13 protein-coding genes are annotated in these 11,990 nt (G+C 64.4%); 3 read left to right on the top strand and 10 right to left on the bottom strand.

The window, feature by feature from the left end; all coding sequences use genetic code 11:
* Both ACPPVR_RS30525 and ACPPVR_RS30530 read left to right on the top strand, forming a co-directional pair.
* Positions 1-663, top strand: coding sequence for a sulfite oxidase-like oxidoreductase (locus ACPPVR_RS30525; protein WP_426610256.1), 663 nt, complete (start codon positions 1-3; stop codon positions 661-663).
* Positions 664-689: 26 nt separating this feature from the next.
* Positions 690-1,913 carry an alpha/beta fold hydrolase gene (locus ACPPVR_RS30530; RefSeq protein ID WP_426610257.1) on the top strand — a complete coding sequence of 408 codons (1,224 nt, stop codon included), beginning with the start codon at positions 690-692 and terminating at the stop codon, positions 1,911-1,913.
* Positions 1,914-1,923: 10 nt separating this feature from the next.
* On the opposite strand, the gene ACPPVR_RS30535 is transcribed toward ACPPVR_RS30530, so the two are convergent.
* Positions 1,924-3,372, bottom strand: a complete 1,449-nt coding sequence (locus tag ACPPVR_RS30535) for a PLP-dependent aminotransferase family protein (protein ID WP_426610258.1) — start codon at positions 3,370-3,372, stop codon at positions 1,924-1,926.
* Between the two features lie 82 nt (positions 3,373-3,454).
* Here ACPPVR_RS30535 and ACPPVR_RS30540 point away from each other — a divergent pair, with 82 nt between their 5' ends.
* On the top strand, positions 3,455-4,372 hold the full coding sequence (locus tag ACPPVR_RS30540) for a DMT family transporter (RefSeq protein ID WP_426610259.1): 918 nt from the start codon (positions 3,455-3,457) through the stop codon (positions 4,370-4,372).
* Here the strand turns inward: ACPPVR_RS30540 and ACPPVR_RS30545 are convergent.
* Genes ACPPVR_RS30545 through paaA form a run of 9 tightly spaced genes read right to left on the bottom strand, consistent with a single transcriptional unit; the run spans position 4,351 to position 11,985 of the window.
* Complete coding sequence (locus ACPPVR_RS30545) at positions 4,351-5,409, bottom strand: YeeE/YedE family protein (RefSeq protein WP_426610260.1); 1,059 nt, start codon at positions 5,407-5,409, stop codon at positions 4,351-4,353. The two genes, ACPPVR_RS30540 and ACPPVR_RS30545, sit on opposite strands and share 22 nt — an antisense overlap.
* 2 nt (positions 5,410-5,411) lie before the next feature.
* Positions 5,412-6,416, bottom strand: coding sequence for a quinone oxidoreductase family protein (locus ACPPVR_RS30550; protein WP_426610261.1), 1,005 nt, complete (start codon positions 6,414-6,416; stop codon positions 5,412-5,414).
* A 51-nt stretch (positions 6,417-6,467) separates the two neighbouring features.
* Complete coding sequence (paaK, locus tag ACPPVR_RS30555; RefSeq protein WP_426610262.1) at positions 6,468-7,799, bottom strand: phenylacetate--CoA ligase PaaK; 1,332 nt, start codon at positions 7,797-7,799, stop codon at positions 6,468-6,470.
* A gap of 32 nt (positions 7,800-7,831) precedes the next feature.
* On the bottom strand, positions 7,832-8,281 hold the full coding sequence (gene paaI, locus ACPPVR_RS30560) for a hydroxyphenylacetyl-CoA thioesterase PaaI (RefSeq protein WP_426610263.1): 450 nt from the start codon (positions 8,279-8,281) through the stop codon (positions 7,832-7,834).
* Between the two features lie 55 nt (positions 8,282-8,336).
* On the bottom strand, positions 8,337-9,419 hold the full coding sequence (gene paaE, locus ACPPVR_RS30565) for a 1,2-phenylacetyl-CoA epoxidase subunit PaaE (protein WP_426610264.1): 1,083 nt from the start codon (positions 9,417-9,419) through the stop codon (positions 8,337-8,339).
* A 2-nt stretch (positions 9,420-9,421) separates the two neighbouring features.
* Positions 9,422-9,925, bottom strand: coding sequence for a 1,2-phenylacetyl-CoA epoxidase subunit PaaD (paaD, locus tag ACPPVR_RS30570; RefSeq protein ID WP_426610265.1), 504 nt, complete (start codon positions 9,923-9,925; stop codon positions 9,422-9,424).
* On the bottom strand, positions 9,919-10,695 hold the full coding sequence (paaC, locus tag ACPPVR_RS30575) for a 1,2-phenylacetyl-CoA epoxidase subunit PaaC (RefSeq protein WP_426610266.1): 777 nt from the start codon (positions 10,693-10,695) through the stop codon (positions 9,919-9,921). Before paaC ends, paaD begins: the two co-directional genes overlap by 7 nt.
* The gene (gene paaB, locus ACPPVR_RS30580; protein WP_080136639.1) at positions 10,695-10,982 is read right to left on the bottom strand and encodes a 1,2-phenylacetyl-CoA epoxidase subunit PaaB; all 288 of its coding nucleotides are present in this window, start codon (positions 10,980-10,982) and stop codon (positions 10,695-10,697) included. Before paaB ends, paaC begins: the two co-directional genes overlap by 1 nt.
* A 10-nt stretch (positions 10,983-10,992) precedes the next feature.
* Positions 10,993-11,985: a 1,2-phenylacetyl-CoA epoxidase subunit PaaA gene (gene paaA / locus ACPPVR_RS30585; protein ID WP_426610267.1), complete on the bottom strand. Its 993-nt coding sequence runs from the start codon at positions 11,983-11,985 to the stop codon at positions 10,993-10,995.
* Between the last annotated feature and the right edge of the window lie 5 nt (positions 11,986-11,990).

Here is an 11,990-nt window from a genome sequence, read left to right on the forward strand (position 1 = left end):
ATGGCAGACGACCACGAGCCGCCCGACAGCAAGCTGACGCGCACAAAGGAGAAGTGGGCTCGCGAAGGCCGCTTCCTGACGGGCAAGGTTACTCGCCCCGAGGATCAGCGGCTGCCGCCCGGCCAGCACCTCACCAGGGATTGGCCCGTGCTCGATCTCGGCGTCGTGCCGCCGGTGTCGCGCGAGCGCTGGCGGCTCGACGTCTATGGCGCGATCGAGAACCCCGTATTCTGGACCTATGCGGAGTTCGCCGCGCAGAAGCAGGCACAGTTCACCTCCGACATCCACTGCGTCACCACCTGGTCGCGCTACGACAACAAGTGGGAAGGCCTCGCGACACGCGAGCTGCTCGCGGCCTGCCGGCCCCACGACGACGCGCGCTTCGTGGTGCTTCATTCCTTTGATGGCTACACCACCAACCTCGCGCTTGAAGACTTTGCCGCCGAGGACGCACTGCTCGCCCATAGCTGGTCGGGCAACCCGCTGACGGACGAGCACGGCGGCCCGGTGCGGCTGGTCGTGCCGCATCTGTATTTCTGGAAGAGCGCCAAATGGCTCCAGGCCATCGAGTTCGTGACCGAGGACGCGCCGGGCTTTTGGGAAGTTCGCGGCTATCATAACCGCGGTGATCCCTGGGCCGAGCAGCGCTACTCCGGCGACTAGGATTCCAACAAGGACGGGGGACGCTCATGCCGACGGAACGCTTTGAATTCACCGGCGAAGGCGGCCATCAGCTCGCAGCCGCGCTCGAGCTGCCCGATGGCGAGCCCGCGGCCTACGCGCTGTTCGCGCACTGCTTTACCTGTGGCAAGGACACGCTGGCCGCCAAGCGTATCTCGGTCGCACTTGCAGCCAGAGGCATCGCGGTGCTGCGTTTCGACTTCACCGGGCTTGGCTCAAGTGAAGGCGAGTTCGCCAATTCGACGTTCTCATCCAATGTCGCCGATCTCGTGCACGCGGCTGATCATCTGCGCGCGACCCGCAAGGCACCGTCGATTCTGATCGGCCACAGCCTCGGCGGCGCCGCGATCCTCGCCGCGGCCGGAATGATTCCAGAGGCCAAGGCGGTCGCGACCATCGCGGCACCGTCCGACCCCGCTCACGTCACCGGACTGTTCAAAGAACAGATCGACAAGATCCGCGCGCAGGGCGAAGTCGAAGTCTCGCTCGCAGGACGGCCGTTCCGGATCAAGCGCGAATTCCTCGACGACATCGTCGAGCACGAGCTGATGAAGGACGTCACCGGTCTCCATAAGGCCCTGCTGGTAATGCATTCGCCGGTCGACGACACCGTCGGCATCGACAATGCGACGAAAATCTTCGTTGCGGCCAGGCATCCCAAGAGCTTCGTCTCGCTCGACCATGCCGATCATCTCCTGAGCAAGCAGGCCGACGCGCTCTATGCGGCCGACGTAATCGCGGCGTGGGCGATCCGCTACGTCGAAGTCGCAGGACCGATGAAGGCGGCAGACACCTCCGAAGCGCCGCGTCTTGTCGTCGTACGGGAAACCCGCAAGAGCAAGTTCAACCAGATCATTACGGTCGGCCCGCATCGTCTCGTCGCAGACGAGCCGGTCGCCGCCGGCGGCGAGGATGCCGGTCCCGGGCCCTATGATTTCCTGCTCGCCGGCCTCGGCGCCTGCACCTCAATGACCATGCGCCTCTATGCCGACCGCAAATCGCTGCCGCTCGATCGCGTCACCGTCACGCTGAAGCATTCCAAGATCTACGCCAAGGACTGCGAGGAGTGCGAAACGCGGGACGGCATGCTCGACCAGATCGAGCGCGACATCGCGATGGACGGCACGCTCGACGCCGAGCAGCGCAAGAAGCTGATGGAGATCGCGGACAAGTGCCCGGTGCACCGGACGCTCACTTCGGAGATCCGCATCGTGACAAAGGCCGTGGGCTAGCGCGACCGCTCTAGAAGCATGACGCCATCGTCCGCACGGCCGCACCGATCTCGTTCTCGCGCCAGGCCGCAAAGCCGAGCAGCAGACCGTGATCGCGCGGCCGGCCAAGCGCCAGGCTGGATAGGGCTCGCGTCACAACGCCCGCTTCGCCAAGCCGCTTGACCGCCACGTGATCAGTGCGACCGCGCTTGAGCCGCGCGACGAGCTGGATGCCGCCCGAGGGCACTTCGGCCGTGAGCACCTCGCCGAGATGGCGCTCCAGTCCCTCGACGAGATGATCGCGACGCGCGTGATAGAGCCGGCGCACCCGGCGCAGATGCGCCAGGAAATACCCATCGGCAATGAACTCGGCCAGCGCTTCCTGGACATGGCTCGACGCAATCAGCCCGATGTGCCGCTGCGCGATCTCCAGGGTGCCGATCAACGCCAGAGGCACGACGAGATAGCCGAGCCGGATATCCGAGGTCATCGCCTTCGAGAACGTCCCGACATAGAACACACGGCCATGAGCGTCCAATCCCTGCAAGGCCGGCACCGGCCGGCTGTCGTAGTGGAATTCGCCGTCGTAATCGTCCTCCACGATCCAGGTCTTGCCGGGCCTGCTGAGCGCAAGAAATTGGGTGCGTCGCGCCAGCGACATCAGCCGCCCGGTCGGATGCTGATGCGATGGCGTCATGAAGACGAGTTTTGGTGCGGCCATTCCGGGCACCCGCTGCATACCCTGCTCGTCCAGCTTCACGCCGGTCACGCGCGCACCGGAGGCACGGAACGCAGCCGCGGCGCCGGGATAGCCGGGGTCCTCGACCCAGACCTCGTCGCCGGGCGTAATGAGCGACGCCGCGATCAAGGTCAGCGCGGCCTGTGCGCTGGGCAGGATCAGGATCTGATCCGCCGTGGCGCGCACCCCTCTGCTGGTTGCGAGATAGTGCGCCAGCGCCTCGCAGAGGCGCGTGCGGTTGACCGGACCGAGCTCACGCCTGGCCGCATGCATGGCACTGCGGCGCAGGCACCGCGCCCAGATTTCGTTCGGAAACTCCCTGAAATCACCATGCCCCGGACGCAACGGCTTTAGCGGCGCCTGATATGACATCGGCCAGTCGCTCTGCTTGAGCTTTGACGCCCAGGGAGAGAGCCGCGGCTTGCCGGACCGAAGACGCGACGCGGCCACACCGATCTCCTCGATGCCTTTGCCGCCGTCGACCATCACCACCGGACGTCGCCCATGCGACATCGCGAGATAGCCTTCCGCCGCGAGCTGCTCGAAGGCATAGGTAACGGTGTTGCGGGAGACGCCGAGATCGCTCGCAAGCTGGCGGCTCGATGGCAGGGCGCGGCCCTTGCCCAGGCGGCCGCTCGCGATCAGGGCCCTGAGCTGGCTCGTCAACTGAGCCACGAGCCCCTCTCCGCTCGATCGCTTCAGCTCGATTTGTGCGGAAAGCACCGCCTCGGAAACTGGCACCTCATTCCTTTCTAATCTGGCACTTTTTCAGGTGCCAGTCCGGATGCTATCCACGGGATCGGAATGCTTCAAGGACCTTGCAATGAACTCTTCCCTGTCTCCCCGCACCGCCGTCGGCCTGTTCCTCATCGTCGTGCTGGCCTGGGGCGTGAACTGGTCGGTGACGAAGCAGCTTGTCCAGTTCCTTCCGCCACTGTGGACATCGGCGATCCGGAGCTGGATCGCGCTGGCTGGATTGTTCGTGATCCTCGGACCGAGCAACAATCTGGTGATCCCGGAGCGGCGCGACATTCCTGTGGTCCTGAGCGTGGCGCTACTGCACATGACGGTGTTCTCGGTCCTGGTTGCGGCCGGTGTGCGCTTTCTGCCCGCGAGCAAGGCAATCGTGCTCGGCTACACCACACCGCTCTGGATCGCGATCGCCGCGCCCCTGCTCGGGAAGGATACGCTGACCGCGCCAAAACTCGCCGGCGCCCTGCTCGGGCTGATCGGCCTTGCCGTGATCCTGAATCCCGCATCGATCGACTGGACCAACACCAGCGTCGTGCTCGGCGCCGGCATGGTCATCCTGGCCGCGATCTCCTGGGCCGCGAGTATCATTTATATCCGCGCGCATCGTTGGATCGCGTCGCCCCTTCAGCTTCTGATCTGGCAGGTGCTCGTAGCAACGATCGTGCTGACTGGATTGGCGATGGTCGTAGATGGCCTGCCGCACGCGGAGTGGTCATGGAAACTCGTGCTGCTGTTCCTGTATTCGGGGCTAATCGGAACGGCGCTGGCCTATTGGGCGATGTCGATGGTCAACAAGAGCATCTCGGCCCTGACAACCTCGCTCGGCACCACCGGGACGCCGCTCGTCGGCATCGCCAGCGCGGCGATCCTGCTAGGTGAGCCCATCGACATGAGCCTCGCCATCGCCGCCGCGCTGATCGTCACCGGCATTGGTCTTGCGACGCTGGGCGATCGGCTGCTGCGCCGTCAGGCCACCGCAAGCGGCTGAACGCGCAGGCTTCCGCGCAGGCCCACCGTCGTGCCGAGCAGAATGCCGGCAACCGCAATGAACGAGCCCAGCGCGAGCGTCGACACGCCCGTGAGCCCCTGCCCGATCGAGCAGCCGAACGCCATCACGCCGCCGATCCCCATCAGCGCGGCACCGCTGGCCGAGCGCAGCATGTGGCGCGGCGAGGAATAGCCTTCGAGATGAAAGCGGCCCGTCGCGAGCGCCGTAACCAGGCTACCTGCGAAGACGCCGCCAACCGTGGCGATGCCGAAGTTCAGCGTCAGGCCGGTCGAGAGCATGGCGTATTGCAGTGCATCGGCGATCGGCGCGATGAAGGTCAGCGACGTCACGGGAACCGGATTGAAATCATCGGCGCCGAGATAGCCGGTGACGAACCAGCCGCCGGCAACGAGGAGCCCGACGACGATACCCGCCACGATCTGGCCCGGCGAACGCCGGAACGCCGGGTGCGCGAAAGCAAACAGGATCAGCGCAACGGCGATCGCGGCGGAAGCCAGCACCCGCGAAATGCCCTCGCCGAGGCCGAACGTCGCCAGCAGCGACGGGAACGAGTTGGCGGAGACCGTGGCTTGCGTGGCCTGAACCAGTGCGACGCGGGCCGGTGCAATCAGGCCCTTGAGCGTCATCTGCGCGGCGATCGCGAGCACGATCACGACGACGAACGAACGGAGATTGCCGCGACCGAGCAGCACCAGCGCGCGCGAGCCGCAGCCGTTCGACAGCACCATGCCGTAGCCGAACAGCAGACCACCGAGGAACAGCACCGGAGCCGAAAATGACTGCTGCAGATAGATCGATCTGCCGAGATCGACCACGCCATTGCCGGCGAGGAACTGGCTCGCGGCAATCGCAGCGGCGATTGCGAGCGCATACGTCCGCACCAGACGGCCGTCGCCCTCCGCCACGAAGCCGCGCATGCTGCTCATCAGACAGAAGCCGCTGAGCAGTCCGACTGCGCCGTAAACGAGCCCGATGGCAAGGCCGGCAAGGATGACGAGTTGGGCGGACGACTCCATGACTACGGCTTCAGGATCACGCGATCCCGCGAGGAGCCGGCCACCGCGTCATACGCTTCCTTGGCGCGCTCCAGCGGATAGACGGCATTCGCCTTGATCGGGAACGGCTTCAGGTGACCACTTGTAAAGCCGGGGCCTAGGTCGCGCAGCACCGCGCCCGTCGCGGCCGACGACAGGCCGAGCGTGTCGATGCCGACATAGGTGTGCTGCCCCCGGTAGAATTCGAGAATGTTGAACTGCACGATGCGGTCGATCGCGGCGATCAGGATCTGACGGCCGCGCAAGCCGAGCGACTTGTGCGCGGCCTGGAAATAGGGATCGCCGACGGTATTGAAAACGATGTCAGCACCTTTGCCGCCGGTCACTTCGCGCACGCGCGCTGCGACGTCGGTAACGGACGCATCGATCACCTCGACGGGCGCGTTGCTGTGGCCTTCATAGAACTCGGCCTTGCGCACCACGCCGATGACGCGCGCGCCCTGCCAGGTCGCGATCTGCACCGCGGCCTGACCGACCTTGCCGTTGACGCCGAACACCAGAACGGTCTCGCCGCTCTTCGGCAGGCCGGCGCGGCGAAAACCTTCCATAGCGGTGACGAAGGGCACGCCGATTCCGGCGGCCTCCTCCCAGGACACGGCCTTCGGCTTCTCCACCACTGCATCGGCTTCCACCACGAGATGGGTTGCGTGCGTCCCGTCGCGACGAATGCCGAGGTCACCGGAAGAGCCGAACACTTCACGGCCGACCGTGCCGGCCGGCCCGTCAATCACCACGCCGGCATAGTCGCGACCCGGCGTGCGCGGGAAGACGGCATAGGGCATCAGCCCGGTCGCGGCCTTGACGTCGGACGGATTGACGGCGGCCGCCTTCACCTCGATCACGAGATCAGTCCGACCGCGCGTGAGCGCATGGCGCTCGACAACTGGCGCAATCGCAGCCGCGTTTTCGGCCTTGGCATTGAGGCGAACGCAACGCGCCTGGACGGCTTTGGGATCGACTAATGACATGAAAAAGACCCACGATTTCTCGTGGCGTTGTCACCCCTACGGGTGGTCAAGTCAATCCTTCGGCCGCTTGTCGTAGAGCCGCCTGGCCTTGCCGAGCGAGCGTTCCAGCGTGGCGGGCGCGACCACCCGCACATTGGAGCTGATGCCGATCGTGTTCTTGATGTGGGTCGATATCCGATCGGCGTGGTCGACGAGGCCACGGCCGTCCCAGCTCTCGGGGCGCGCCTCGGCGATGATGGTCAACTCGTCCATGCGGCCCTCGCGGGTCAGTTCCAGGATGAAGTGGCCGCCGCACCAGTCAGTTGCGAGCAGCACCTCCTCGATCTGGGTCGGAAACAGGTTGACACCGCGCAGGATGATCATGTCGTCCGAGCGTCCGGTGACCTTCTCCATTCGTCGCATCCCGGGGCGCGCCGTGCCCGGCAACAGCCGCGTCAAATCGCGGGTGCGATAGCGGATCACCGGGAAGGCTTCCTTGGTGAGCGAGGTGAAGACCAGTTCGCCCTTCTCGCCGTCGGGCAGCACTGCGCCGGTCTCGGGATCAATCACTTCGGGATAAAAGTGATCCTCCCAGATGTGCAGGCCGTCCTTGGTCTCGATGCATTCCTGCGCGACGCCGGGCCCGATCACCTCGGAAAGCCCATAGATGTCGGTCGCGTCCATGTCGAAGGCGTCCTCGATCTCGCCGCGCATGGCGTTGGTCCAGGGCTCGGCACCGAAGATGCCGACCTTGAGTGAGCATTGGCGCGGGTCTAGCTTCTGGCGCTTGAATTCGTCCAGAATCGCCAGCATGTAGCTCGGCGTCACCGTGATGATGTCGGGCCTGAAATCGTTGATAAGCTGTACTTGCCGCTCCGTCATACCGCCGGAGATCGGCACCACCGTGCAGCCAAGCTTTTCAGCGCCGTAGTGCACGCCGAGACCACCCGTGAAGAGGCCATAACCATAGGCATTGTGAATGATCATGCCGGTGCGGCCGCCGGCGGCGCGGATCGAGCGCGCCATCACGTCCGACCAGGTGTCGATGTCACGCTGAGTATAACCCACGACGATCGGCTTGCCGGTCGTTCCGGAGGACGCATGTACGCGCACCAGCTTTTCGCGCGGCACGGCGAACATGTTGAAGGGATAATTGTCGCGGAGGTCTGTCTTCACCGTAAACGGAAATTTCGCGAGATCGGAGAGCTCGCGAAATTCGGACGGGTGCACCCCGGCCTTGTCGAAGGCCTTGCGATAATGCGCGACGTTGTCGTAGGCATGCTTCAGCGACCAGGCGAGCCGCTGCGTCTGCAACGCCTTGATCTCATCGCGCGATGCGCGCTCATGCGCATCCAGCTCGGCCTTATAGATCTGGCCGCCTTCCTTCAGCTTCGTTGAAGCCATCCTCGTTTCCCCACATTGGTTCGTTCTTTTCTTTATTGATTCTGCGTCGGCAGCCACGTTCCGGGAATGACACGCGAATGCCCCCGGAATTCGGCGATGACGATGTCGCCGGCGGTCACGCGCACGTCGTAGATGCCGGACCGGCCGCCACGGATGACCTCTCTTGCCTTCGCAACGAGACGATCGCCGAGCTTGCCCGGCTTGATGAAGGTGATCTGGCCTTGCGCTGCCACGACACGATCGTTGTGCGAGTTGCAGGCGAACGCGAAGGCGGAATCGGCAAGCGTGAAGATGAAGCCGCCATGGGCGATGCGCTGGCCATTGACCATGTCCGGCCGCACCGTCATTGCCAGTGTCGCGAAGCCCGGGCCAATTTCGACAATCTCCATGCCGAGGCCCTTGGAAGCATCGTCTTCCGCCCACATCGCATCGGCGCAGGCGCGGGCGACATCCTCAGGCGACAAGGCGGCTTTGACGTTCACGCGCTCCTCCGGGTTGAATTTTGACCCATGATGTTCTGCTGGTTGGCCAAAACTGTCAAACGTGGTCGTAGTCGACCACGACCCGCTCCGACGACGGCTTGGCCTGGCAGGTTAGAACGAAGCCGGCCTTTAATTCCCAAGGCTCCAGCGAGTAGTTGATGTCCATTGGCGCCACGCCCTCGACCAGCTTGGCGCGGCAGGTCGAGCACATGCCGCCCTTGCAAGCGAACGGCAGATCGACGCCGGCGCGCAGCGCGGCATCGAGGATCGCCTCGTCCTCGGCGACCGGCACGTCGCGGCGCTTGCCGTCGATGATCAGGGAGGCAATCGCTTTTGGTGGCGCGTCGGGAGCAACGATCTTCTTCGGTCGCGGCTTGCCGCCGAATTCGGAGACGAAGCGTTCGACATGGATGCGCTCGTCAGCGATCCCGAGATCTCGGCAGGTCGCCTCGATTTCCTCGCTCATGCCAAGGGGCCCGCAGACGAAGACGTGATCGACACTGTCAGCCGGCACCAGCGAGCGCAGCAGAACCCTCACCTTCTCACCGTCGAGCCGGCCATGCAGGATCGGGATGTCCTGCTCCTCGCCCGAGATGACGTGGAAGATCGAGAGGCGATCGATGAAGCGGTCCTTCAGCTCCTCCAGCGCCTCGAGGAACATGATGTTGTCGGTGGCGCGATTGCCATAAAACAGGAAGAAAGAGCTATTGGGCTCGCGCGCCAACACGCCCTTCACGATCGACAGGATCGGCGTGATGCCTGAGCCGGCAGCAAAGCCAACATGGATACGCCCCGCATCGGCCGACGGGACCACGCCGAAGCGCCCCGTCGGGGTCATCACCTCGAGCTCATCGCCGCATTTCAGCTCGTCCGCCGCCCAGCTGGAGAACGCGCCTCCGTCGATCTTCTTCACGGCGATACGAATTTCGCCGTCGTCGGGGCCGGAGCAGATGGAATAGGAGCGCCGCACCTCCTCACCGTCGAGCGTGGTGCGGAGCGTGAGATACTGACCGGGGTTGAAAGCATAGTCATCGGCGAGTTCGCGCGGGATGGCGAAGGTCATCGAAACGGCGTCGGACGCTTCGCGGCGAAGATCGCTGACGGCCAGGCGATGGAAACGCGGTGCGGCTGCGGACATGATCAATGACACTTGAAATAATCAAAAGGTTCGCGGCAGGCCTTGCAGCGCCACAGCGCCTTGCAGGAGGTCGAGCCGAATTCGGACAAAAGCTCGGTGTTGTCGGAGCCGCATTGCGGGCATGTCACAGCCTGCGCGCCGAACAGTGCGCGGCGCGAGCTTGAGGCTTGTGGCGGTGCGATGCCATAGGCCCGCAGCTTGCGGCGGCCCTCCTCGCTCATCCAGTCAGTGGTCCAGGCCGGCGACAGCACGGTGCGGACTTTCGGCTGGCGAAAGCCGGCGCGTTCCAGCGCAAGTTCGATTTCAAGTGCGATCATGTTCATGGCCGGGCAGCCCGAATAGGTCGGGGTGATCGCAACTTCGACCCGATCGCCGTCGAGCACGACATCACGCAGCACGCCGAGATCAGCAATGGTCAGCACCGGAATTTCGGGGTCGACCACGCTGGCCGCAGCGTCCCAGGCGCGCCGGCGCAACTCGGTGTCGCGATCGAGGACGATCACCATGTCAGCCCCGGGAAGCTCCGCTGTATCGACTGCAGCTCCGACAGGAGATGACCGAGATGCTCGCTGTGCCGGCCCATGCGGCCGCCCTGCTGCATCCAGTCGTTCTGTGGTAGCTCAAGCGTGGCTTTGCTGAGGACATCGGAGAGCGTCTTCAGCCAGCGACCGCGCAAGGTCCCCGGATCGATGGCAATATCGGCAAGCATCAGAGCCCGCTCGCCGTCATCGATGGCAAACATCTCACCAGTGAAGGCCCAGAGATGATCGATCGCGGCTTGCACGCGAGCGTGGCTCTCTTCTGTCCCATCGCCGAGCCGGATGATCCATTCCGAGGCATGGCGCAAATGGTAGGCGCTCTCCTTCTCGGACCTGGCGGCAATGGCCGCGAGCGTCGTGTCGCGCGAATTCATCATCGTGCGCCAATAGAGATCGGCGAAGGCGGAATAGAAGAACTGCCGCACCAGGGTCTGGGCAAAGTCGCCGTTCGGTTGCTCGACCAGGAGCAGATTGCGGTACTGCCGCACATCGCGCAGGTAAGCCAGCTTGTCTTCGTCGTTGCTTTTGCCTTCGACCTTGGCCGCGTAGGTATAGAGCTCGCGCGCCTGACCAATGAGGTCGAGCGCGATGTTGGAGAGCGCCATGTCCTCTTCCAGCATCGGCGCATGCCCGCACCATTCCGACAGCCGGTGACCGAGGATCAGGGCGTCGTCGGCGCGGCGCAGCGCATAGAGCACCAAGGGCGTTTCCGAGACCTGGATGTTGGCGATCGCCATCACATGTGCCCCACTTCGTCCGGCACCTCATAGAACGTCGGATGCCGGTAGATCTTCGACTCCGCCGGCTCGAACATCATGCCTTTCTCGGCGGGATCGCTCGCGGTAATCGCAGTCGACGGCACGACCCAGATCGAAAGGCCCTCGCCGCGGCGGGTGTAGATGTCGCGGGCGGCCTGCAACGCCATGGTGGCATCGCTCGCATGCAGCGAGCCGACATGTTTGTGCGCGAGCCCGTTGCGGCTGCGAATGAAGACTTCCCACAGCGGCGTGTTCGGCGTGGCCATCATGATCTCCCTATTCGGCGGCTTGCGCGGTCTGACGATGCGCGCGCTTCTCCGCATAAGCGGCAGCCGCCTCGCGCACCCAGGCACCCTCGTCGTGCGCCTTGCGACGCGCAGCGATACGGTCGCGATTGCACGGGCCGTTGCCGGCAAGCACCTGCTTAAACTCGGTCCAGTCGATCTCGCTGTAGCGCCAGTGCCCGTCGGCATCCTGGTTCATGCCGGGATCGGGGATGGTCAATCCGAGATATTGCGCCTGCGGCACCGTCGCATCGACGAACTTCTGGCGAAGTTCGTCATTGGAGAAGCGCTTGATCTTCCACTTGGTGGAGATGTCGCTGTGCTGGCTCGTGGCATCGGGCGGTCCGAACATCATCAGCACCGGCCACCACCACCGGTTTAGCGCTTCCTGCGCCATCGCCTTCTGCTCGTCAGAGCCGCGGCACAGCGTCAGCATGATCTCGTAGCCCTGGCGCTGGTGGAACGACTCCTCCTTGCAGACGCGGATCATCGCGCGTGCATAAGGGCCATAGGAGCAGCGGCACAGCGGGATCTGGTTCATGATCGCAGCGCCATCAACCAGCCAGCCGATGGTGCCGATATCGGCCCAGGTCAGCGTCGGATAGTTGAAGATGGAGGAGTATTTGGCCTTGCCGGCGAGCATGGCATCGACCAGCTCCTCGCGCGACGTGCCGAGCGTCTCGGCCGCGGCATAGAGATAGAGGCCGTGGCCGCACTCATCCTGCACCTTCGCCAGCAGCGCGGCCTTGCGGCGCAAGCTCGGCGCGCGGGTGATCCAGTTGCCTTCGGGCAGCATGCCGACGATTTCGGAATGGGCGTGCTGGGAGATCTGACGGGTGAGCGTCTTGCGATAGGCCGCCGGCATCCAGTCGTTCGGCTCGATGCGCTCCTCGACATCGATGCGCGCCTGGAACTTTGCCGCCCGCGTCGCATCCTCGACATTGCGGTCGTCGGCCTCGGCCGTATTGAGCGCCTGGGTATACATGCGCG

It is taken from the genome of Bradyrhizobium sp. McL0616 (assembly GCF_049993385.1).
In the GTDB taxonomy this organism is placed as follows: domain Bacteria; phylum Pseudomonadota; class Alphaproteobacteria; order Rhizobiales; family Xanthobacteraceae; genus Bradyrhizobium.